Raw genomic sequence first — 22590 nt, 5'->3', positions numbered from 1 at the left:
GAAACGGCCGAACGCCGGGTGGCACACACCGACCCGGCGTTCGGACCGAACGTTCGACGGGGCGTCAGCCCGCGGCCAGTGCGCCGTCCGAGCTGAAGACCAGGCCGACCGAGATCGTGCCGGTCTTCAGACCGTTCTTGGTGAGCGGGCCACCGGCGTCCAGGGTGTCGAACTTGCCGGCCTGGAAGTTGTACGTCGTGACCAGGCCCTGCTGGCACTTGGGCCGCTGCGGGCACTCGGCCGGGCCACCGAGCACGGTCGCCGCGCCGGAGCACTTCGACGCCAGGTCGGAGAGAGTGGTCAAGGCGTACTTCTCGGCGAAGGTGGTGGTGACGGCGAACGCGTTCTGGTCCTGCGCCTGGCTGGGCTGGCCGAAGACCAGGCCGCGCTTGTCACCGAGCGCCTTGAGATTGGTCACCGTGGCGTCCAGATCCGACGAGGACGGGTCCGCCGCGTTCTTGTCGACCTTGCCGGAGAGAAAGGTCGCGAGAGTCGCCGCATACTCCGGGACGACGGTGAGGTCGCCCTTCTCCAGGGCCGGCTCGTAGAGTTCGCGGTTGCCGATCTGCTGCACCTTCACGGTGTAGCCGGCCGCGGTCAGGACGATGCCGTAGAGCTCGCCGAGCGTCGCGTTCTCGCTGAAGTTCGCCGCGCCGACGGTGACGTTGCCACCCTTGCCCTTGGCGAGACCGTCGGTCAGCTTGTTCGCCGTGGCGAAGTCCTGAGCGGCGGCCTTGGAGGACTTGCGGTCGATGTCGACGGCCTTGTTCAGCTCGACCAGCTTGGCCGTGTCCAGCGCCGCGGACACCTTGTCCAGCGCGGCGACCAGCTCGGGGCTGGACGCCTTCTTGTTGATCGCCGGTATGACGTTGTCGGTGTTCTGCAGCTTCTTGTCGTCGGTGAGGACGACCAGCTTGTCACCCGCGACCGGAGCGCAGCCCGCGCCCGCGCCGGCCGCTGCCGACGGAGGCGCCTCGGTGCCGGAGGAACCGGCCTCACCACAGCCGGCCAGGACGACGACGGCCGCGGCAAGAACCCCGGCCGTGCGGAAAAGGTTGTGACGCATTACTGCCGCCTTCTGTGTCCCGGAACCGCCCTTGTGGCGGTGCCGCGTGTCCGGCGGGCAGCCGAGGTGCGGTGCCCGCGTTGTGCTCCTCTCCTTCGTACCTGCTGGGTACGACAAAGATCGGCCTTTGATGCCGGAGCGTTATGGCGTGCCCACCGTCACAGCGGCCCGGCGGCGCTTCCGGACCCGCAGGGCAGGGGGTGTGACCAGGCGCTGGAACAGTGCCAGCAGGCCCTCGACCAGGAGTGCGAGCAGAGCCACAGCGAGGCCGCCGGCGACGATCTGACCGCCGCCGCCGTTGCTCATCCCGATGCCGAAACCGGCGCTGATGATCTGGCCGAGACCGCCGCCGTTGACCAGGGCGGCCAGCGCCGCGGTCGCGACCACCTGCACCGCCGCGGTACGCAGGCCGGCCGCCAGGTAGGGCACCGCGAGCGGCAGCTCCACCTGGCGCAGCAGCTGCCCGCCGGAGAGGCCCATGCCGCGGGCCGCCTCCCGGGTCTCCGGGTCGATCGCGCGCAGCCCGGTGACCGCGTTGGCCAGCAGCGGCGGCACCGCGAAGACCGCGAGGGCGACCACCACGGGCGGCTTGCCGAAGCCGAGCGGGGTCAGCGGCAGGATGGTCAGCAGCGCCAGGGTGGGAATGGCGAGGGTGAGGTTGGCCACCGTGACCGCCGTGGCGCCGCCCCGGCCGCGGTGTCCGAGCCAGATGCCGATCGGCCAGCCGACCGCGCAGCCGAGCAGCACCGCCCAGAAGCTGATCACCAGGTGCTCGGTCAGCCGATCGAGCAGGCCGCCGGGGTTGGTCCAGTTCAGCGGGTCGTTGAGCCAGGTGATGCCCTCCTGGAAGTAGCTCACGACACCCCTCCGGTGAGTTCGACGGCCCGATTCGTCACGAGGCTCACGCCGCCCTCCCCCGGGCCCATGGGGTCAACGCCCGACCCAGCCCGGCCAGCAGGAGGTCGAGCACCAGGGCCAGCCCCACGCAGAGGATCGTCCCGGTGAGGATCTCCGCCTTGTAGAAGTTGTTCCGGAAGCCACCCAGGATCAGGTCGCCGAGACCACCCTGCCCGATCAGCGACCCGACCGTGACGAGTGCCACAGTCGAGACGGTGGCCAGGCGCAGCCCGGTGAGGATGCCGGGCAGCGCGAGCGGCAGCTCGACCCGCAGCAGGCGGCCGAACCGGCTGTACCCCATGCCGGTCGCGGCGTCGATGACCTCGGGCGGAACCTGGGTGAGCCCGGCCAGCGAGTTGCGGACCAGGACCAGCAGCGCGTACATCACCAGGGCGATCAGGACCGACGTGGTGCTCGTCGTCCCGACCAGCGGCGCCAGCAGGGAGAGCAGTGCCAGCGAAGGGATCGTGTAGAGAACGCCGGAGAGTGCGAGAATCGGCCCGGTCAGCGGTTTGATCCAGTAGGCGACGACCGCCAGCGGCACGGCGACGACCAGCGCGAGGAGCACCGTCTGCGCGGTGAGCCCGGCGTGGAAGCGCAGGGCGGTGCCGATGGCGTCGGCGTTCTCGTGAACGTACCGCCAGGAGAACCACGGGTTCCCCGGGCCCCCATCGGCGGGTGCGGCCACCGGCGTCAGCGATGCCGGTCCCCAGAGCAGGGCCGGTCCCCAGAGCAGGAGAGACATACGTGGACGCTACCGCGGCATCGATCACCCTGTCGGACGTCGGCAAGGTCTATCCGGACGGCACGGTCGCCGTCGACAAGTTCAGTCTCGAGGTGCGCGCCGGCGAGCTCGCGGTGCTGATCGGCGCCTCCGGGTCCGGCAAGTCGACCATCCTGCGCATGATCAACCGCCTGATCGAGCCGACCCGCGGGACGATCACGATCGACGGCCGGGACGTGCTGAAACAGGACCCGGTGCAGCTACGGCGGCAGATCGGCTACGTGATCCAGAATGTGGGACTGTTCCCGCACCAGACCGTCCGGGCGAACGTCGGCACTGTCGCGCGGCTGCTCGGCTGGGACCGCAAGCGGATCGACAGCCGGGCCGACGAGCTGCTGGAGACGGTCGGGCTCGACCCGGCGCGGTACGGCAAGCGTTACCCGCACGAGCTCTCCGGCGGTCAGCGCCAGCGGGTCGGGGTCGCCCGGGCACTCGCCGCGGACCCGCTGGTGCTGCTGATGGACGAGCCGTTCTCGGCGGTCGACCCGATCGTCCGGGCTCGCCTACAGGAGGAGTTCCTTCGCCTGCAGGCCGCCGTCCGCAAGACGATCGTGCTGGTCACGCACGACATCGACGAGGCCGTCCGGATGGGCGATCGGATCGCGGTGCTCGCCGAGGGCGGGCGATTGCTGCAGTACGCGACGCCGGCCGAGCTGCTGAGCCGCCCCGCGTCCCCCGAGGTCCGCGACTTCGTCGGCGCCGACCGTGGCATCCGCCGCCTGGCCGTCACCCCGGTACGCGACGTCATGTCCCCGGTCACCGCCCCGGCCGACGGCCTGCCCGCCGTGGACGCCGCCGCCACGCTCCACGACGCGCTGGCCGTGATGCTCACCGAGGACGCCGCCACGATCCTGGTCACGGAGGACGGCCGCCCGGTCGGTCAGGTGACCCGGACGGCCGTCTTCGAAACCCCCGCGGGAACCGCGGTCTGAGCACTACACGCGGGTACCGCGCCGGCCTCCGAGGCTGGCGAGACCGACGACCCAGCCGACGAACAGGCCGTACTGGGCGCCGCTGCCAGCCGCCTGGAACGCGCCGAGCATCGAGGGGTTGGCCAGAAAGAGGGTGGCGAGCAGCGACGCCAGGCCACCCGCGAAGATGTACGCCCCCCAGCCGGCGAAGAACTGGCTGATCGTGCCCCGGGCCCGGGCCAGTTGCGAACCGGGCAGCAGGACCAGGAAGAGGAACGTCAGCAGGACCAGCAGGATCGCGCGGAGGTCACCGACGACCACATCACGCAGCGAATCCGAGGTGTCGAACTGCCAGGCCGGCCAGTGCAGCAGGCGCAGCCACCAGCCACCGGCGGTGTTCTCGTTGGTGTTGTCCGCGGCCCAGTCCCCGTACCAGGGGCTGCCGAAGACCAACACGAGTATGAGCGCGGCTATGGTGCCCGCACCAGGCGCAGTCTTGTACTTGCTTCCGAGAGCCATGGCCCCGCTATTTCCCTGCGGGGCCGAACCCTCAAACGACGGCCGTCACTACCTGCTCAGATAGTCGATGAACGCGGCGCGCAGCAACGGCTCCTGCTCGCCGAGATCGCGACCCTCCAGCTCGCGCCAGAGCGCGACGGCCTCGTCGACGGTCGGGCCGATCGAATTCGGAGCGCCGTCGAGCGCCGCGGCCTCGTCGGAGTCGGGCAGGTGCTTGAACACCGACCAGAAGAAACGGACGTCGTGTTTCTCCCGGGCCTTGGCGAAGGCGCGTTCCCGCAGCTCTTCGGTGGGCAGGGCGTCCAGTTCGGCGAAGCCGGGCGTGGTCATGAACGAAAGCATACTTTCAGCGGGTGGCGCCCCACGGGCCCTCGTCCCATCGGTCGCCCCGGGCCGGCTGAGCCGGGGTGTTCCAGGTCTCCGGCATGGCCGGTGACCAGCTGCTGTCCAGCCCACCGGAGGGCGCGGCGTTCCAGTCCTGCGTGGCGACGGCGCCGGCCAGCCGGCCGTAGGACTCGACGATGCGGGTCGCGATCAGGCCCGCGACGAAGACCACGCCGGCGATCGCGAAGAGGGCGATCTGCAGGTCCCGCCGGGCCTGATAGTCCAGGAACAGGGTCAGCGCGATGACCGCGAAGAGCGTGCCGAAGATGCCGCCGCGGCGGCCGTAGGCGCTCGTGCCGCCGAGCAGCGCCAGGCCCAGGCCGATGCCGGTCCACTCCAGGCCGGTGCCGGGCCGGATCGGGACGGTCGACTGGGCGGCCAGGATCACGCCGGCGCCGGCCGCGAAGACCGACGAGCCGATCAGGGCCACCAGCACCGGCAGGATGACCGCGAAACCGCGCCGGCCGGCCGGGTCACCGGACGAGCGCATCCGGCCGAAGAAGCGGCGCACCGGGCCGATCGCGCCGAGCGCCGCTCCCAGCACGGCGAGCACGGCGAACCCGCCGAAGAGCACGAACGCGCGGCCGGTGGGCTCCCAGTCGCCCTGCACCACGACGGCGTTGACCCGGAGCTGGTCGAAAGTGATCACACCGAGCGCCGCGGCGAGGGTCGCCGCCCAGCCGGGCACGTGCAGCACCAGGATCAGCACGGCGACGATCAGGCCACCGGCCGCGGCGATGATCAGAGCCGGGACCAGCGCCTGGAGGATGCCCTTGTCACCGTTCTCCGCGAACTGGAACTCGGCGGCCAGCACGATCGGGCCGATCGCCAGGTTCGGCACGCCGGCCCGCAGGGACAGCCCGGCGCCGAGAGTGATCAGGCCGATCGCGGCGCCGGTGACGAGCAGCCCGTCCAGCGCGGGACGCTGCAGCGCTGCCGAGCTCTCCCGCCAGAGCAGGAAGCCGAGCACGCCGGCCGCGACGAGGAGGACGACCTCCCAGCCCAGGTGCACGCCGAGCCGATCCCGTCCGTCGTCCTCGGCCGGGGCGGTGACGGGGGCGCGCAAGGACTGGTCGAGGGTGTTGCCCGTGGTGTCGTCGAGCTGAACACGGCGCCGATACGCGGCCGGATCCGTCTCGCCGGTGCTCTCGCCGGGCCGACGGAACGTCGTTTCGTCGTACGCCATGGTCCGCGCCTCCTTACGCCCCCAACAGCGGTTCGAGGCGCACGCTACTCCGGGTGCGGGTCACCCGCCGCACAGGATACGGATACGGGATGGCCTCAGTTCAGAGCATGCAAGGCAATTACGAGCGTCAGCGCCGGCCGGTCGGGCGGCCGGTGTCGTTGCCCTCGCGATCCGGATCGTCCGGCACCCGGCAGGCGCGTTCCAGCCAGAGCGCCGTGCCGATCAGCGCGACCGCCGCGACCAGCGTCGTCGCGACGGTGGGAACGTCCGACTTGGCCGAGTCGGTCGGCTCCATGACCAGCCAGATCAGGATGCCGGCGGAGAACCCGGCGGTGAGGGCGCCGACCAGGGAGGACGCCTTCGCGAGCGCGACATAGCGCGCGACCGCGAGCGGCTCCACCCGCGGGGCGCCCGGCCTGCGCTGGATCCGGGCGGTGGTGTTCTGCGCCAGATAGCCCTCGGCCACCGCCAGCGCGAACAGCACCACCGCCGCCGTCCAGGGCAGCGGGGTGAGCTTGTAGAACAGTTCGTTCCAGCCGAGCAGCAGCCAGCCCAGCGCCGCGCCGACCAGCGCGGCGAGCACAAGAGCCGAGACACTCGTCGGTCGCAGTGACGGGTCGGTCGGCCGCCCGCTCGGGAGTCCGTCGGGGTTGGTGCTCACGCCAACGACTCTAGCGACAGATCGGGACGAGGCGTCATCGCGGCGACGTCGGCGGCGAGTTCCGGAGCGGAGAGCAGGACGGCCAGCGGGCCGTGGCCGGGCAGGACCGCATCCGGCCGCAGGTCGAGCCACGGCCGCAGCACGAAGGCCCGCAGCTGGGCGCGCGGATGCGGCAGCGTCAGCTCGGGGTCGTCGGCGATCACCGGGCGGCCGTCGGCATCCCACACGGTGATCACGTCGACGTCCAGGGTGCGCGGGCCGAAGCGGCGCTCCGGGTCGCGCTCGCGACCCTCGGCCGCTTCGCAGGCCCGGGCCCGCTCCAGCCAATCATGCGGGGTCGCGGCGACATCCTCGGCCAGGATCACGGCATTGAGGTACGAGGGTTGGTCCGCGTCGCCCCACGGCGGCGTCTCGTAAACCCCGGAGACCTCTCGCACGCTCCTGCCGAGCACTGTCACCGCGCCTCGCAGATGTGCGAGCCGGTCACCGAGGTTGCTCCCGATGGAGAGCACCGCCCGGCTCATGCCGTACCCCGCTCACGGCGCAGCGTCACGGCGACGTCGGCGAACTCGTGCGGGATGGGGGCCTGCGGCTTGTGGACGGTGACCTCGGCGGCGGACACCCGCGGGTCGGCCAGGCACACGCCGAGCAGACGGTCGGCCAGACGCTCCAGCAGGTTGACCGGCTCGCCGGTGAGCACCTCGACCAGCGCCGTCGCCAACTCGCCGTAGTGCACGGTGTCGGCCACGTCATCGGTCGCGGCGGCACGGCTCAGGTCGAGATCGAGCCGGACGTCGACGACGAAGTCCTGGCCCTGTTCACGCTCGAAGTCGTAGACCCCGTGCCGGCCACGGGCACGCAGCCCGGTCAGCGTGATCTGTCCGGTCACTCCGGGATCCTCCCTGTCGCACTCTTCCGGGTCGATTCGGCACGGCCCACGCCGTACCAAAACGTGTTTCAGATCTTGGCAAGCCTCGGCGAGCCGGTGGCGCGCCAGACAGCGCGGGCATCAGCGGTCTCGCGGACCTCGTGGACCCGGACGCCCCAGGCGCCGGCGGCGAACGCCAGCAGCGAGGTGGCGAGAGTCGCCGCCTCACGGCCGGCGACCGGGCGCGGCGTGCCGTCCTCGTCCGCGAGGAGTCTGCCCAGGTAGGTCTTGCGGCTGGCGGCGAAGAGGACCGGGAAGCCGAGGCCGATCAGGACGTCGAGGTGGGCGCTGAGGGCCCAGTTGTGATCCGCGGTCTTCGCGAAGCCGAGGCCCGGGTCCAGGATGATCCGGCCGGGGTCGACGCCGGCCGCAACCGCAGCGTCCGCCCGGGCCCGCAGCTCGTCGCGGACCTCGGCGACCACGTCCTGATAGGTGGCGAGCGCCTGCATGTCGCGCGAATGCCCACGCCAGTGCATCAGGATCCACGGGCAGCCGGCCGCCGCCGCGACCGCCGCCATGCCCGGATCGGCCAGGCCGCCCGAGACGTCGTTGATCACCGAAGCGCCGGCCGCAAGCGCGGCCTCGGCGACGACTGCCCGCGTGGTGTCGATGCTCAGCGGCACGCCGGCGGCGGCAAGACGCTCGATGACCGGCACCACCCGGGACGCCTCCGTGGCGGCGTCGACCCGGTCCGCGCCGGGACGGGTGGACTCGCCCCCGACATCGACGATGTCCGCACCCTGACGAAACAGAGAAATGCCATGTTCCACAGCGGAGTCCAGGTCGGACCACCGGCCTCCGTCCGAGAACGAGTCCGGCGTGACGTTCAGGACTCCCATCACGACCGGGTGATCCCGATGCAGCAGTTCAGCCGCGATGACCTGGGCTTCTGTCGGCGGAGTGAGCACCCGTCGAGCGTACGGGGCCAGGTCCTTTCGAACAGGTGTACGATGCCCTGGTGACGCTCATTCATCCATTCCTTCACCTTGGGTAACGAAACGGGCGCTTGTTGCTGACAAGTACGAGCCGTACTCTTCGGAACTGGGCATCATGAAGTGACCGAAGAGAGCAGAGACGAGCATGGCAGTGCCCGAACGGTTCACTCGACGTGGTGAGCTACAGGTAGCACGATATGGGCAGTGCCGTACGGCTTCACAACTGCAGCGTGTCCGCAACCCCCATACCGGACACGGGGAGGTTTACCGATGATCGCCACTGAGCTCGCCGGTCAGGTCGCGACGGCGCTCCAGAGCACTGTGCTCGCTGCTGAGCCGACCGGCATCAACACTTCGGGCATCGTCACGTTCTTCGCGAAGAACATCGCGCCCATCCTGCTCGCGGTTCTCGGCGTGATCTTCATCGGCCGGGCCAGCCGCGGTGAGGTCTCCCGAGTGCTCACCAGCTCGGCCATCGCGATCGTGGGCCTGGCCTTCATCGCGGGTGCGGCCACCCTCTTCTTCGTCGGCGACTACCTGATCAAGTTGATCTTCAACTGAGATGCGGCTCCGTACCGACGACGACATCTACCGGGCTCGCCTGGTCTATCTGGGCCCGCCCGGCTACACACTGCCGATCCACTTGCCGTATGCGCAGTACGGCATGTTCGTCGTGCTCGTACCGGTCTTCATGGTCCTGCACTACCTGATCACGTTCGACTTCGATCTCTTCCCGGCCTGGGAGATCGCCCTGGCCATGGTGACGACGTCGTACGTGTTCCGGCACGTCGACCCGGACCGCCCGGCCCGGGTCGTCATCCGCACCGCGCTGACCGACTGGCGCCGTACCCGCGAGCCAGCCGTCGAGCGCCGCGACCCCAGACTTGTCGCCACTCGCATCCGGGTTCGGGAGGAGTTGGTATGACCGGTTCGGCCATCCTCGGCGGTGTCAGCGCATGACCACGACCCCACCTCCGCACGGGCGTCCCCGCGCGGGCGCGCCCACGTCGGGCAGATACTCCTCGGCCGACTCCCTGGACGAGGCCGAAGAGCTGGTCGCCGCACCCGGGCACGGGGGCATCGGCGTGTTCCAGGCGCCGAACGCGGTTCGTCCGACGTCCGCCCCCGCGGTGGACACCACCATGGACATCGACTCGCCCTTCCTCGACCTCTTCGGCGGGGTGGCGCCCACCCGCACGGGTGATCTTCCGGCGAAGCCGCCCGCTGCCACGCCGGCCGCACCGTTGCCCGCCGCGCCGGCCCAAGCGTCGCCGGCCAACGGTCATCGCGGCAACGGGTCGAGCCCGGCAGCGCTGCCGGTCGTGGCCGACCCGCCAGGGGCCAATGGGTGGAACGGCGCGGCCGTCACCCGGGCTCCGGCGGGGCCGGAGCCTGACTTCTACCCGGAATCAGAGGCGGCAACCAGGGACGAGGACGACTGGTCCGAGTTCGACGAGTGGCCGCCGCGGCCCCCGAAGGGAGATTCCGCACGGGTTGGGCCGCTGCCGGCCAGGACTTCGCCCGGTGGGCCGCTGCCTGCTACCCCGTCACGCAACGGGCCGTTTCCGCCCGCGCCGGCACGCAACGGGTCCTTCTACGCTGAGCCGTCGCCGGTCGCGCCGCTGAACGGTGCGCCGCTGAACGGCATGCCCGGCCTGGAGGCCGCGCCGGCGCCGCTACCGGTCCCGGTGCCGGAGAAAGCGCCGGCCAAGCGGCGGGAGAAGGCCCCGGCCCGGCGGGAGCCCAAGCCGGCCCCGGTCAAGCGCAAGGAGCCCAAGGCGCCGAAACCGGCGCCGCTGCGCCCGCAGAAACTCAAGTTCAGCGACCGCGATCCCGCGATCGAACTGGCGATCAGCGAGATCGCCGGGCACCTCACGTTCACCCAGGGCACCGTGACCGCGTGGTACTCGCTGCCCGAGGTGCGCTGGGCGTTCCGCCCCGATGCCGAACGGGAGGCCCTGCTCAGCGCGATCTCCGAGCAGTACGCCGGTCTCGCCGGCTTCCGGCTGCACCTGCGCCGGACCACCCGGCCGTTCCCGGCCGACGAGTGGGCCCGCACGGTCGACTCGTTCACCACCAATCCGCTGCCCGATGTGCAGGGCGCCACCTCCTGGTCCGACCACATGGTCGCGGCTCAGCGGCACCTGCTCTCGGTCAACCACGCCGAGGGCCAGACCTACCTCGGCGTCACGTTCGCCCGGCGGTCGCTGGGCGACACGTTCTCCGAGCGAATCCTGCGCGCCTTCGGCCGCGGCACCTCGGAGAACGAACGCCGCAAACTCGGCCGGACGGTCGAGCAGTTCGACGAGGTGCTGAACGCCTTCGGCATGCGCGGCCGGCGCGTCACCCCGCAGGAGCTGGAATGGCTGCTGTTCCGCTCGGTGGCGCTCGGCATGGCCCCACCCGGGCTGCTCTCCCCCGTCTCCAACGGGCACTGGGAAACCGGTGACCTGCTCGCGCTGACCGAGCAGGTCGAGCGGTACCGGACGCCGTACGGCTCCACGGTCAAACTGGTCAATCGGATGACCGGCGAGGAACGCCACGTCGCGGTGCTCTCGGTCGGCCGGATGGAACCGCTGGAGATCCCCGAGCGGCACGAGCCGTGGATGCACTTCCACGAGCGACTGCCCTGGCCGATGGAGCTCTCCTCCCGGATCGACATCCTCGGCTCGAACAGCTCGTTCAAGAACCTCGAGCACCGGCTCCGGATGATCCGCTCGCAGCAGCTCGACTACGCCGAGCACGGCATCGACGCCCCGCCGGAACTGGAACGCCTCGCCAAACGGGCGCTGGTGATCGGCGACGAGATGACCACCGGCCTGCCCACCGACTCGGCCCGGGCGCACGGCTGGCACCGGATCGCGGTCAGCGGCGCCAACCGCGAGGAATGCCTGGAGCGCGCCCGCCGGCTCATCCAGCTCTACTCCCGTGAACTGCGGATCTCCCTGCAGCACCCGAAGAACCAGGACCAGCTGGCCCGCGAGTTCATCCCGGGCGAGCCGATCGCCAACACCGGGTACGTCCGGCGCATGCCGGTGAAGCTGCTGGCCGCCGCGCTGCCCCAGGCCGCGTCCACGGTCGGCGACCGGCGCGGTGACCTGATCGGCCGGACCGCTGGCACGTGCCGCCGGCCGGTCTTCCTCGACCTGCACTTCCCCATGGAGGTGCGGGAACGCTCCGGGCTCGGAGTCTTCGTCGCCGAACCCGGCGGTGGCAAGTCGACCCTGATGGGCGCGCTCGGCTACCTCAACGCGCGCCGGGGAGTACAGGTCACCCTGCTCGACCCGTCCGGGCCGCTCGCCCGGCTGTGCGACATGCCGGAGCTACGGCCGTACAGTCGCGTCCTGAATCTGACCGGATCCGAGCAGGGCACCCTCGCCCCCTACGCGCTGATCCCCACCCCGATCCGGTCCGAGTTCTCGACCGGCCCCGGCGGCGACCGGGAATACGAGATCGCGGTCTCCAACGCCCGCGCCGAACGCCGCATGCTCGTCCAGGACATCTGCTCCATGCTGGTGCCGCCGCAGGTCGCCAAAGAGGCGTCCACCGCGACACTGCTGCGGCACGCGGTGCGGCAGGTCCCCGCCGAAGAGACCTCGATGCTCGACGACGTGGTCACCACCCTCCAAGGGCTCGACGACGACGAGGGCAAAGAGCTGGCCAACCTGCTGCTGGACACCGCCGAGATGCCGCTCGCGCTGCTCTTCTTCGGCCGGCCGCCCGAACACCTGCTCGGCGCCGACGCGGCACTCACCGTGATCACCATGGCCGGCCTGCGACTGCCCGACCTCAAAATCGAGCGGGAATACTGGTCGGCCGAGGAATCGCTGACCCTGCCGATGCTGCACACCGCACACCGGCTCGCGGTGCGGCGCTGCTACGGCGGCTCGATGTCATCCCGCAAGATGGTCGGCCTCGACGAGGCACACTTCATGGAAGGCTGGCGATCCGGCCGCTCCTTCCTGGTCCGGCTCGCCCGAGACTCCCGGAAATGGAACCTCGCCGCGCTGGTCGCCTCACAGAACCCGCGCGACATCCTCGGCCTCGACGTGCAGAACCTCGTCTCCACCGTCTTCGTCGGGCGAATCGCCGAAGACCAGGAGATCGCCTCCGAAGCGCTGCGCCTGCTACGGGTGCCGGTGCACGACGGATACGAGGCGACACTGGCCTCGCTGTCACAGGTCGACACGTCGTCACAGAACCGTCTCGGCTTCCGAGAGTTCGTGATGCGGGACGTGGACGGGCGGGTCCAGAAAGTACGCGTTGACGTGTCCTACGTCGACGGCCTGTTGGAGCACCTCGACACAACGCCTGGAACGGCAACGCCTTCGGTGGTGTCGCTGCCTTCCGACCTGGAGGTTTGAGATGGTGCGGCGGGGGGTGGCGCTGTTCTCGGTTCTCGTCGTGATGGTGGTGGCGTCGATCGCTTGGGCGGTCACGGCCCCAATCAGCGCCTACGCCGCCCCGGTTAAGGCACCAGGTGGCCCCTGCAGCGTTGAAGAGTGGAAGAAAAACCTCAACAACTGCCTCAACCGTTTAGTGCAGGATGTCGGCGACAAAGCGAAATGTGAAAACGCGCCTACACCCAGCACTCCTGATTCCGGCCTTGCGGGCTGGTTCGCCGAAAAACCGGCCGCCTCAGACCAGCCGGGCCCCAAAGGCATGTACACGCGCTACGGATACGCCGGATACAATTTCCCAACTTACGATCAGGATGGCGGCTGCACTGCCGTCATAACGGAGGCGGATTCGCGCGCCGAGTCCACTATCGCTAACGGCGAGTTCATGTTCGCAACCGCGATCATCGGAGCGTCAAACGCTCTCCGCGAGCGAGCATGGGAGCCCCAATCATTGTGGGGATGGGCAGACACTCTTGTAGAGCAGGCAACCAAGGCTGTCTACAATAAAGTCTTCAGCGTCTTCGGTGTGATTACCCTTGCAATCGTCGGAATTTATCTACTCTGGCGCTCCCGCCAGGCTGACATGGGCGCCGCAACAACAACTGCCGGTTGGGCCATTCTCGTCATGGTTGGCGTAACCGCCATCGCAGCATGGCCAGTTCGATCAGCCAACCTTGCAGACCAAAGCCTTGAGACATCTCTAGCCGTTGTTCACGATGCGCTCGGCCCCCCGTCTCAAAGCACCGACCCAGGTAGTTGCATCCTCGGCAGAGCCGAAGCATGTACCGAGCATCGGCCACCTGCCGTGCGTGCGAGCGACACGGTTACTGAAACGATGCTCTATCGGAACTGGCTACGCGGAGTCCTAGGGTCTGCCGATAGCGAGACCGCTCAGAAGTACGGCTTCGCGCTCTACCTAGCTCATTCGTTCCGCTGGGACGAGGTAGAGAACATTCGTAAGAACCCTACGGTCAGAGAACCCCTGATTGCACAGAAGAAGACTCAATGGCAAGCCATCTCGGCCCAAATCAAGACCGAGGATCCCGAGGCGTACCAATACCTCCAAGGAACAAACGGTATGGAACGCATCGGGTCGGGATTCATTGCCGCACTAGCTGCACTGATGTTTGCCATGTTCGACATCACAGCGTCCATTCTGGTACTACTAGGATTCCTCATTTTCCGATGGGCCGTGATCGCCGTCCCAATTCTTGGAACGGTAGGGCTTCTTCAACCGGCTAGCGCCGGCATCCGACGCTTGGGGAACGCCGTTATAGCGGCAGTGTTCAATATCGCGATTTTCGGGACGGGCGCAGCGATCTACCTATTCGCGGTAGATTTGATTATGAATACCGCGACCCTTCCAGGGTGGCTCCAAGTTGTCCTTGTTTGGCTTTGCGGCGTGGTGGGATGGCTCCTGCTCCGCCCATATCGCCGGATCACTCAACTCGGCGGAAAAGATAGCGCTGGTGTCATTGCTTCCGGCGGCTCGTGGCACAGGCGGTTCTTCCGGGACATGCGTGAGGCGGCGAAGCTTGACGTGGTCGACGGCGGAGTAACGCGGGAACCGACGTTCGGCAAGGACAGGCGAACGGTTTTCATCGAACCGCGTAACGTGCGCCCCGAAGCTCGTCTGGAAGATCCGGCGCACTCGACCTCAGCTCGAACCGAATCAGCATCAGCACGCAAGACGTCCGACAACGATTCGAAGCTGCCGGTCCCGAAGCGTACGGATGGCACCGAGACGGTCCGCGACGAGAAGCCGGCCAGGAGAACGACCAGTAGTAACACCGACGCCAGCAGCAGCCGTCCTGTCTCTCCCCGGCCCAAGACTCGACGCACGGAGTGGACCGAACCGGACGTAGCCGAGCAGCCCGCGTCTTACACGATCTACCGACCGGACACGGGTTCCACAACCCAGGAGTCGGCCAGCCCGCGGGTGCGATCCGAGGCGAGGTGATCGCATGTCGGGGATAGTCGCGCGCGGGCTCAACGCGCTGTTTCGTACGCGCTGGGGCGTAGCTCTCGTCCTTGTCGCTGTCGTCTTGGCCATCGTCGGCATAGGGCGGCTTCTCTCCGACGGGCAGTCCGGCTCTACACCCATCGGGCTAGGCTCACCGGCACCGGCAATCAGTATCGACCCGTCCGAAGATGACAGCATTGTCTCCTCCGAGCCGCCGCCGAAGCCTCGAACGAGTCCCGGCAGAGCCGAGCCGGAACAGGTCGCTTACGCCTTCGCTTCGGCTTGGGTGAGCCACAACGATGTCACCTCGAAGAAGTGGCTGGACCGCCTGCTGCCGAACGCCACGGCGGATCTCGCCGACCAACTCCGTGGGGTGGACCCCGCTGGCGTCCCAGCAGACCGGGTGCTCGGACGTCCCACCCTCGACGTGGTCAACGAGACGCAGGTCAACGCCATCGTCACGATGAATTCCGGCAAGCTCAGCCTCCGGCTGGTCGCCCCGGACGGCCACTGGCTGGTCGATGGCATCGACTGGGAGGGAGCATGACTTTCCGGCGTCCCCGCAAAGTTGTGCTACTGGTTGCGCTGGTCACCACGCTTGCCCTGCTGTGTTGTGGCGGCAGCGTCGCGCTGCTGCTCTACGGCGGGCTAGCCGACAAAGATGAACCGACCAATTTGAACATCACCGCGTATGACTGCGGCCAAGACGGGCCAATTGATCCGAACGCCAAGCTGCCGAAGGCCCGGCAGTACGGCACCCAGCAAGTCCGCAATGCCGCGGTGATCATCAATGTCGGCGCGAAGCTGAAGATGCCGCCTCGCGCGTGGGTGATCGCCGTGGCCACGGCCATGCAGGAGTCCCGGCTGACCAACCTCGGCAATCTCGGCGCCCGCAACGACCACGACTCCCTCGGCCTGTTCCAGCAGCGGCCGAGCTCTGGGTGGGGAACTCCTCAGCAGATCCAGGATCCGGAGTATGCCGCCACGAAGTTCTACGAAAAGCTCAAGACGATCAACGGCTGGGAGAACATGTCGCTGACCCGGGCGGCGCAGGCCGTACAGATCAGCGCCTACCCGGACGCGTACGCGAAGCACGAGCGGGTCGCCACCCAGATCGTGAACATGCTGGCTCACGGCGCGGCGAACGCGGTCGGAAACTCTCTATCTATGTCATGCGCGCAGGCGGGACAGATCGCGGCCTCCGGATGGACCGTCCCGGTGAAAGCAGAGGTCGGATCCGGCTTCCGGAGCCCGGAGCGTCCCAACCATCAGGGCGTCGACCTGATGGTCAGTCGGTACACGCCGATCGTCGCGGCCTCGAGCGGCATCGTGTCGGTCGTGAAATGCGACGAAGACTTCAAGGGTCGCAAGACATGCAACGTCGACGGGTACCCCGGCAAGGGCGGATGCGGCTGGATGGTAGAGATCCAGCACGCCGGGAACGTCATGACCCGTTACTGTCACATGGTGCAGCAACCATTCGTCAAGGTGAACCAGAAGGTCACCGCCGGACAAATCATCGGCCGAATCGGCACGAGCGGGAACTCGTCGGGTCCGCACCTTCACTACGAGGTGCACTTCAACAACGACCGGTCAAAAGCGGGAGCAACAAATCCGGTGACGTTCATGCAGCAACAAGGCGCGCCCTTAGGCAACACAGGGTCATGAGCGATTCGTTTCCGGACCCGTTCGTTGAGAGCAATTACTGGGAACTCAGGTCACCCGATCCGATTTCACCAGTCCCAGCAACCATGATCGCCGGCCTGCGCGGCCGAAGAGTACTTATAGGCCTTCCGGGATATGGTTGGCGCGGTGATCTGCGCGCCGACGAGAAGGTCATCCAGGGCAGCCGAACGTACATACCAGTAATGCCCGAGTCGGAGTGGTACCGGGCAGAGTCAGAACAAACTGAGGTGTTTGCTGCGCTTATTCCTATTGACCGGGTATGGGTAGAAGACTTGGGCATCGCCGCAACTTTGGACGCGGTGACGCCGGCTCGACCTCAATTGGTCTCTCTTGATCAGCCACCTCGGCGGCTTCCTCAGCTAGCTACACAAGCCCGGTCGCTAGTCGGCCAACGCATAGTTAGGCTGCTTAACGACGGCGGCGAGCAGCGGGACCTACGCGCAACGACCGAGCTTTACACCAGCGAAAACGGTGGAATCTGCGCTCGGATCGCCGTAGAAGTTGAATGGTACCGCTGGTCCTGGAGCGGGAGAATACCTTCAACCTTGGAAATCTCGGCAGACTTCCTCTGGATCGAGTGAGGTCAGGCCGGGCTGGCTGAGCACACCCGCCAACCGCCATCGTCTAACAGTTGGAAGTTCCATGGATCAAACGATTCCGCTACTCCACTGGCTACCGATCGCACGATCTCGACGACCGCCGATGCATGACTTCCATCGATTTGAACAGCAAGATTTCTCCATGAGACTACAATGTCGACCGAATTCGCTTTCTCTGTTCGCTTGATTTCATCCCGAAAAGAACTTAACTTACCAAGACCGCTGCTTTCCTTGCATGTATACAGCGCAGCGTCTTGATCGCTCTGATTAACTAAATAAGCACCCAGGAAGTTGGCCATAACAACATTGGGATCCGACCTAGGAATCTCGGTGGCCTTGTCATATAAGGCAACGATCGTGCCAACAGCACCCAAACACAGTAGCGCCGCGAGTCCAGCGCTCAAGGCGAGAAGCAAACGTGCACGGCGGCTTTGGATCCGACTGCCGCGCCGACGTGGTGCTCCCCCACCCGCGCGAGGCGCGGGTGGCGTGCCGACCGAACCGATCTGGGTTCGGGCCGCAGGATCTTCCGACGCTACGGGTCCTAGTTCAGGTCCGGGTTCCGAGTCGCGCGGCTGCATACATACGACACTAATTCGTCATGGCTCGCCCATCACGGCTGGGCGCGGGCCGAACCGTGTCAACCCTCCGCCCGTACCCATGATCGGAGGCTCCTGATAGGACACTCCCGACGGACATCCCAGGATCCATCGCCCCGGATGGGACCAAACGGCACCGGGACCGCATTGCGTGGACCCTCGCTGGTCTGGGATAGGTTTTATGCGCGCGACAGGAGGTGACAGCAGTGGCGGGTTCGGCTCTGCGGGTCCGGCAGGCCGCTGCTTTGCACCGGCAGGCGGTGGCGACAGCGGATGCGGCCTCCGCCGCTCTGGAGGCATATGCGCCGGGTGCCAGCGATCCCCGGGAACAGCATCGGCTTGCCAAGCGGTTGCAGGCGGCAGCCGCTCAGCTCGCTCCGGGGTGGCTCGGTGCGCCGTTGGACGCGTTGACGCCGAAGGCGCCGCTCGGCGGTGGGCAGACACCGCAGTTCGTGCGGCTGGGGGTGGCTCAGCCGCTGGATGACGTGCGCTTCCCGGCGATCGTGCCGCTGCTCGGGGCCGGTCATCTCACGGTTGATGCCAGCGCCACCGATCCTCGGGTGTTCGGTTTGCTCAGGTCGCTGCTGTTGCGCATGCTGGCGGCAGCTCCGGCCGGCTCGCTGCTGGTCCGCACGGTCGACGGGGTGGGCGGCGGCGCGGTGTTCGAGCCGTTCGAGGAGCTGGCCGACGCCGGGTTGATGTCACCGCCGGCCACTGACCGGCAGGGTTTGCGTGATGTGCTGGCCGAGGCGGAGAAGTGGCTGCGCCCGGCACGCACCGGTGGCAGCCGGCGGGTCCGGCGGGACCGGATGCTGCTGGTGGTCATCGCCAGCCTGCCGGAGATGACCGAGGGCGAGGAGCTGCGGCGGATCGCGGCGCTCGCCCAGCAGGGGCCGGATTCGGGGTTGCACCTCATCGTGGCCGGCTGGCCGCCGCCTCCGTTGACCGCCGAGACCACTCAGGCGCCGCTGCCGCGCACCACCGCCGTCTCGGTGCGTAATCCGTTCGCGATCGTCGGGGATCCGCCCGGTGGCTCGTTCGGGTCGACGCCGGAGACGCCGTGGCTCAACGCGCCCGTCTTCCTCGACGAGGAGCCGCCGCCGCATCTGGTCGACGCGGTCTGTCAGGAGTTGGCAGCGCACACGGCGGCCGCTTCCCGGGTGACGCTCTCCGATCTGCTCCCGGAGCCGACGGAGGAGCTGTGGTCGGCGGATGCGTCTGCCGGGGTGGAGACGGTGGTCGGCCATCACGGTGACGTGCCGTTGGTGCTCAGGTTCAACGATCTGACCCCGCACTGGATGGTCGGTGGCCGCTCCGGCGGCGGCAAGACGGCGTTCCTGATCAACGTGCTCTACGGGCTCGGTGCCCGTTACTCCCCCGACGAGCTGGCGCTCTACCTGCTCGATTTCAAGGAGGGTGTGTCGTTCGCCGAGTTCGTCCCGACTCAGCGGGACCGGACCTGGCTGCCACACGCCCGGGCGGTCGGTGTCGAGTCCGACCGGGAGTATGGATTGGCCGTCCTCCGCGAGCTGGACGCCGAGATGGGCCGGCGCTCGATGGCGTACAAGAGAGCCGGTGTCTCGCGTTTCGCCGATCTTCGGGCGGTCGCCGCGGAGGAGGGCCGGGGCCGTCCGCTGCCGCGGGTCCTGTGTGTCATCGACGAGTTCCAGGTGCTGCTGGCCGGCAACGATCCGACCGCGTCCGAGGCGGTGGGGCTTCTCGAGTCCTTGGCGCGCAAGGGCCGGTCGTACGGGATTCATCTGGTCCTGGCAAGTCAGACGGTGCTCGGCGTCGAGGCGCTCTATGCCAAGCGCGACTCGATCTTCGGCCAGTTCCCGGTGCGCATCGCGCTGCCGGGCGGCGGTGACGTGCTGGAGCCGACGAACGACTCGGCGGCCGGGCTTCCCCTGGGCAGCGCCGTGGTGAACACTGCCGGCGGGCTGGGCGGGCCGCGCGGGGCGACCCGGGGTCACGAACGGGTGGTTCGTTTCCCGGATCCGCACGCCGATCGGGAGTTGCTGAGCGACCTGCGGCACAAACTGTGGGGAGCCCGCGATCCGGAGTCGCTCCCGCCGCGCGTCTTCGCCGGGTACGCGCAGCAGCACCTGGCGGACGACCCCACCTATCGGGCCGCGCTGGCGGGCCGGGCGAGTCGTCCGACCGCGCTGCTCGGGCGCATGATCGACGTGAATCTGACGACCGCCGCTTTCCCGCTGGACTCGTCGCCCGGCCGGCACCTGGCGATCCTGGGCTCGCAGCCGGCCGGCGCCGAGGTGCTGGACGCGGTGGCCCGCAGTGTGGCGGCCTGTCACGCCCCGCGGACGACCCGGTTCGTGATCGCCTCCCTGGCCGCCGAGGGTGACGTGCTCGCCGCGGAGCTGGCCGAGGAGATCGCGCACCGGCAGGAGGTGGTGGTCGTCGACGCGGCAGGGCTTTCCGCCGAGCTCGCCTCCGGCCAGCCTGGCTACCGGGTGGTGTTCGGAATGGACGCGGCCCCGCCCGGCGCGCTGACCGGTCTGCGGCAGCTGCTGCGCGAGGGGCCGAGCCGCGGCGCGCACCTGCTCTCCTGGTGGCGCGGCGTGCGCCGGTTCAGCGAGGAGACCGGCGGCAGCCTGGGCCGGGAGGACGTCGCCGGCCTGCTCTTCCTGAACATCCCGCAGTCGGACGTGACGTTGATGCTGGGCCGGGCCGTGGATTGGCAGCCGAGGCCGAACCGGGCCCTGCTCCACGACCGGCACACCGACCGCACGGTCACCGTGGTCCCGTTCGTGCAGCCGGAGGGCGACAATCCATGACGGGCCAGGACATGACAGGCCAGGAACAGGCTGAGCAGATCGGTCTCGTGCCGGCCCAGGGCGGCCGGCCGGCTGACGGTCCGTGGGAGGCCTATCTGGCGGCGGCCCAGGAGCTCGACGCGGTGCGCCGGGCGGCCAGCACTGTCGCCGGCGAGCAGGCCGCCACGGTCACCGCCGCCCGGCAGGAGCTGGCGGCGGTCCGCGCGAGGCTGGCGCCGCAGCGTGCGCGTCTGGTGCGCGACTTCGGCGTACCGGAAAGCGATCTTGTTCCTCTGGAGGGTGAACGGGCGACCGCTCTGGCCGCGGTGACAGGTGGCCCGCCGGCCGTGCTGTCGGCGCTCCAGCAGGCCAGGGTCACGGCCGACGCCGCGGATCACGCGTTCATCGGCCCGCTCCCGGCCGGCTCCGGGCGCCCCTGGGCACGGAATCTGCTGGTCTACGGCCCGTTCGCGGCGGCGGTCCTGCTCGTCCAGATCATCCTCTACCTGGTGGCGCCGAGCGGCTCACTGCCGACGTACATGCTGCTGTGTGGCCTCAGCATGCCGCTGCTGGCGTTCGGGCTGGGCTGGGCCACCATCGGCTTCGTCTGGGGCGGCGACGGCGAGCAGGGCGGGCCGGCGGCCGACCGCACGCCCGTGCTCGGCATCGTCACCTGCCTGATCCCGGTGCTGCTCACCTGCATGGGTGTCGGTCTGCAACAGCTGCTCAGCTGAGTCACGAGAGGACCAGGGCATTGGCCAGCATTGAAGAAGTCAAGGTCAACATCGCCGCTTCGGTGGCCGGGGCGGACCGCGCTATCGCCGGCATCCAGATGGTCGCCGATCAGCTCGACCAGTCGCTGGCCCTCCTCCGCCTCACCTCGATCGGCTCGTTCCACCCGTCGACGGCGGCCGCGATCGCGCACCTGGAGCAGGCTCGCACCCGCCTCGACGAGGCGACTCAGCTGACCCGTGCCGCCATGGACTCGGCGAACCAGTTCCGCGGCATGATCTGAGCCCTCGACGACGGCGGGGTCCGAAACCTTGAAGATCAAGATCTTCATGTCCGATCTCCGCGGTGGTCCGGACCGTCGCTCCCGCGGGGACCCCTGCGGGCTTCGCAGGGCCGTGGCCGGCCCAGGACGCGAAACCCTCCGGGGCGATCTCCGTGGCTGGTTCCACTCACCCCAAGACCCGACCCCGTCGCCGCTCACCACCGAGTCGCCACTGGCACGTAGCTGGTGCTCAGGGGTGCTTCAATGCTCGGTAAGACCCCTGAGAGCCAGCCAAGCTCCGCGACGCCCGCACCGAGACGGGCCGCGACGCGCCGCCAGCTTCCGGCTGGTGCTCATGGCTGTTATCCGTCCCGGATAACAGCCATGAGCACCAGCCAAGACAGCGACCCGCGCAGCACGCCGGGCCGACGCGGAGCTCGCGGAGCCGGCTGACGCTCATGGCTGCCGCCGAGCTGAGACACGACCCTGAGCACCAGCCGGGGCCGGAACTCAGGCCGGAGCAGACCCTGAGCAGCAGCCGGGACGGGTGGTAACTCAGACAGAACGAATCGTGAGCAGCAGCCAGGACCGGCGGGAACTCAGGCGGAAACGAACATGAGCACCGGCCGAAAGGATCGGCTGGTGCTCATGGTGGAGTCGGGTCAGCGGGCGTTTATCAACGCCATGGCCTCGGCTCGGACCTTGCCGTCGGTCTGGAAGGCGCCCCGGACCGCGGAGGTCACCGTGCGGGCGCCGACCTTGCGGATGCCGCGCATCTCCATGCACAGGTGCTCGCACTCGAGGACCACGATCACCCCGCGCGCGCCCAGCCGCGACATCAGCAGGTCCGCTATCTGCGAGGTGAGGCGTTCCTGCACCTGGGGGCGTCGGGCGTAGACCTCGACGAGGCGAGCGAGTTTCGACAGGCCGGTGATGCGCCCGTCGGTGCCCGGGATGTAGCCGATGTGCGCGACACCCTTGAACGGCAGCAGATGGTGTTCGCACATGCTCTGCACCTCGATGTCGCGGACCAGCACGAGCTCCTCGTGGTCCGCCTCGAAGGTGGTGGTGAGCACACTTGCCGGGTCGACCCGCAGGCCGGCGAAGAGTTCCGCGTAGGCACGGGCGACCCGGGAGGGGGTCCGCGCCAAGCCGTCCCGGTCCGGGTCCTCACCGATCGCGATGAGGATCTCCCGGACCGCCTTCTCGATCCGCCCGAGGTCGACGGCCTGCTCCACCGGGGTTCCGGTGACCTTGCCGTCGACCAGCCGGGCGGCGAGATAGTCCAGTTCGTCCTGCACGTT

The 22590-nt window shown here is 68.5% G+C and carries 23 protein-coding genes; 11 read left to right on the top strand and 12 right to left on the bottom strand.

All coding sequences use genetic code 11. The features are described from left to right. Positions 1-64: 64 nt before the first annotated feature. The 3 genes from Acy02nite_RS39270 to Acy02nite_RS39260 all read right to left on the bottom strand — a co-directional run bounded on the left by Acy02nite_RS39270 (position 65) and on the right by Acy02nite_RS39260 (position 2708). Positions 65-1066: a glycine betaine ABC transporter substrate-binding protein gene (locus Acy02nite_RS39270; RefSeq protein ID WP_203753271.1), complete on the bottom strand. Its 1002-nt coding sequence runs from the start codon at positions 1064-1066 to the stop codon at positions 65-67. A gap of 141 nt (positions 1067-1207) precedes the next feature. After that, entirely contained in the window at positions 1208-1924 is a 717-nt protein-coding gene (locus Acy02nite_RS39265) for an ABC transporter permease (RefSeq protein WP_203753268.1), read from the bottom strand. A gap of 43 nt (positions 1925-1967) precedes the next feature. Then, on the bottom strand, positions 1968-2708 hold the full coding sequence (locus Acy02nite_RS39260; protein ID WP_239175625.1) for an ABC transporter permease: 741 nt from the start codon (positions 2706-2708) through the stop codon (positions 1968-1970). On the opposite strand from Acy02nite_RS39260, the gene Acy02nite_RS39255 reads away from it, so the two are divergent. Next, positions 2663-3679, top strand: a complete 1017-nt coding sequence (locus Acy02nite_RS39255; protein WP_203753266.1) for an ABC transporter ATP-binding protein — start codon at positions 2663-2665, stop codon at positions 3677-3679. The two genes, Acy02nite_RS39260 and Acy02nite_RS39255, sit on opposite strands and share 46 nt — an antisense overlap. 3 nt (positions 3680-3682) lie before the next feature. Here Acy02nite_RS39255 and Acy02nite_RS39250 read toward each other — a convergent pair whose 3' ends face one another. The 7 genes from Acy02nite_RS39250 to folP form a co-directional block, all read right to left on the bottom strand. After that, entirely contained in the window at positions 3683-4177 is a 495-nt protein-coding gene (locus Acy02nite_RS39250; RefSeq protein ID WP_203753264.1) for a hypothetical protein, read from the bottom strand. Between the two features lie 48 nt (positions 4178-4225). After that, a complete protein-coding gene (locus Acy02nite_RS39245) occupies positions 4226-4507 on the bottom strand; it encodes a hypothetical protein (protein WP_396342928.1) in 282 nt (93 codons plus the stop codon). A gap of 16 nt (positions 4508-4523) precedes the next feature. Further along, on the bottom strand, positions 4524-5747 hold the full coding sequence (locus tag Acy02nite_RS39240) for an ABC transporter permease (protein ID WP_203753260.1): 1224 nt from the start codon (positions 5745-5747) through the stop codon (positions 4524-4526). A gap of 127 nt (positions 5748-5874) precedes the next feature. After that, entirely contained in the window at positions 5875-6408 is a 534-nt protein-coding gene (locus tag Acy02nite_RS39235; RefSeq protein WP_239175623.1) for a DUF3180 domain-containing protein, read from the bottom strand. After that, positions 6405-6932: a 2-amino-4-hydroxy-6-hydroxymethyldihydropteridine diphosphokinase gene (folK, locus tag Acy02nite_RS39230; RefSeq protein WP_203753258.1), complete on the bottom strand. Its 528-nt coding sequence runs from the start codon at positions 6930-6932 to the stop codon at positions 6405-6407. The genes Acy02nite_RS39235 and folK overlap by 4 nt, the downstream gene beginning before the upstream one ends. Further along, complete coding sequence (gene folB / locus Acy02nite_RS39225) at positions 6929-7297, bottom strand: dihydroneopterin aldolase (RefSeq protein WP_203753256.1); 369 nt, start codon at positions 7295-7297, stop codon at positions 6929-6931. Before folB ends, folK begins: the two co-directional genes overlap by 4 nt. A 68-nt stretch (positions 7298-7365) precedes the next feature. Then, complete coding sequence (gene folP / locus Acy02nite_RS39220) at positions 7366-8175, bottom strand: dihydropteroate synthase (RefSeq protein WP_203753327.1); 810 nt, start codon at positions 8173-8175, stop codon at positions 7366-7368. A gap of 366 nt (positions 8176-8541) precedes the next feature. On the opposite strand from folP, the gene Acy02nite_RS39215 reads away from it, so the two are divergent. From Acy02nite_RS39215 to Acy02nite_RS46860, 7 genes are read left to right on the top strand one after another with little or no spacing between them, the layout of a single operon-like run. Next, the gene (locus Acy02nite_RS39215) at positions 8542-8832 is read left to right on the top strand and encodes a hypothetical protein (protein WP_203753254.1); all 291 of its coding nucleotides are present in this window, start codon (positions 8542-8544) and stop codon (positions 8830-8832) included. A gap of 1 nt (position 8833) precedes the next feature. Then, entirely contained in the window at positions 8834-9196 is a 363-nt protein-coding gene (locus tag Acy02nite_RS39210; protein WP_203753251.1) for a hypothetical protein, read from the top strand. 31 nt (positions 9197-9227) lie between these two features. Then, entirely contained in the window at positions 9228-12635 is a 3408-nt protein-coding gene (locus tag Acy02nite_RS39205) for an ATP-binding protein (RefSeq protein WP_203753249.1), read from the top strand. A gap of 1 nt (position 12636) precedes the next feature. Further along, entirely contained in the window at positions 12637-14631 is a 1995-nt protein-coding gene (locus tag Acy02nite_RS39200; protein ID WP_203753247.1) for an MFS transporter, read from the top strand. A gap of 4 nt (positions 14632-14635) precedes the next feature. Beyond that, complete coding sequence (locus Acy02nite_RS39195; protein WP_203753245.1) at positions 14636-15181, top strand: hypothetical protein; 546 nt, start codon at positions 14636-14638, stop codon at positions 15179-15181. Then, a complete protein-coding gene (locus tag Acy02nite_RS39190; RefSeq protein ID WP_203753243.1) occupies positions 15178-16302 on the top strand; it encodes a M23 family metallopeptidase in 1125 nt (374 codons plus the stop codon). The genes Acy02nite_RS39195 and Acy02nite_RS39190 overlap by 4 nt, the downstream gene beginning before the upstream one ends. Beyond that, positions 16299-16901 carry a hypothetical protein gene (locus Acy02nite_RS46860; RefSeq protein WP_239175622.1) on the top strand — a complete coding sequence of 201 codons (603 nt, stop codon included), beginning with the start codon at positions 16299-16301 and terminating at the stop codon, positions 16899-16901. The genes Acy02nite_RS39190 and Acy02nite_RS46860 overlap by 4 nt, the downstream gene beginning before the upstream one ends. A gap of 2 nt (positions 16902-16903) precedes the next feature. On the opposite strand, the gene Acy02nite_RS39185 is transcribed toward Acy02nite_RS46860, so the two are convergent. After that, entirely contained in the window at positions 16904-17218 is a 315-nt protein-coding gene (locus Acy02nite_RS39185) for a hypothetical protein (protein WP_203753241.1), read from the bottom strand. A gap of 497 nt (positions 17219-17715) precedes the next feature. Between Acy02nite_RS39185 and Acy02nite_RS39180 the strand changes: the two genes are divergently transcribed. Genes Acy02nite_RS39180 through Acy02nite_RS39170 form a run of 3 tightly spaced genes read left to right on the top strand, consistent with a single transcriptional unit; the run spans position 17716 to position 21307 of the window. After that, entirely contained in the window at positions 17716-20313 is a 2598-nt protein-coding gene (locus Acy02nite_RS39180; protein ID WP_203753239.1) for an FtsK/SpoIIIE domain-containing protein, read from the top strand. After that, on the top strand, positions 20310-21026 hold the full coding sequence (locus Acy02nite_RS39175; protein WP_239175621.1) for a hypothetical protein: 717 nt from the start codon (positions 20310-20312) through the stop codon (positions 21024-21026). Before Acy02nite_RS39180 ends, Acy02nite_RS39175 begins: the two co-directional genes overlap by 4 nt. 20 nt (positions 21027-21046) lie before the next feature. After that, positions 21047-21307, top strand: a complete 261-nt coding sequence (locus tag Acy02nite_RS39170) for a hypothetical protein (protein ID WP_203753237.1) — start codon at positions 21047-21049, stop codon at positions 21305-21307. Between the two features lie 641 nt (positions 21308-21948). On the opposite strand, the gene folE is transcribed toward Acy02nite_RS39170, so the two are convergent. Then, complete coding sequence (folE, locus tag Acy02nite_RS39165) at positions 21949-22587, bottom strand: GTP cyclohydrolase I FolE (protein WP_239175620.1); 639 nt, start codon at positions 22585-22587, stop codon at positions 21949-21951. Positions 22588-22590 lie beyond the last annotated feature (3 nt).

The organism is Actinoplanes cyaneus, from assembly GCF_016862095.1.
Taxonomy (GTDB): Bacteria; Actinomycetota; Actinomycetes; order Mycobacteriales; family Micromonosporaceae; genus Actinoplanes; species Actinoplanes cyaneus.
Note: the sequence above shows the minus strand (reverse complement) of the source record. Positions and strands in the feature narration are given on the sequence as shown.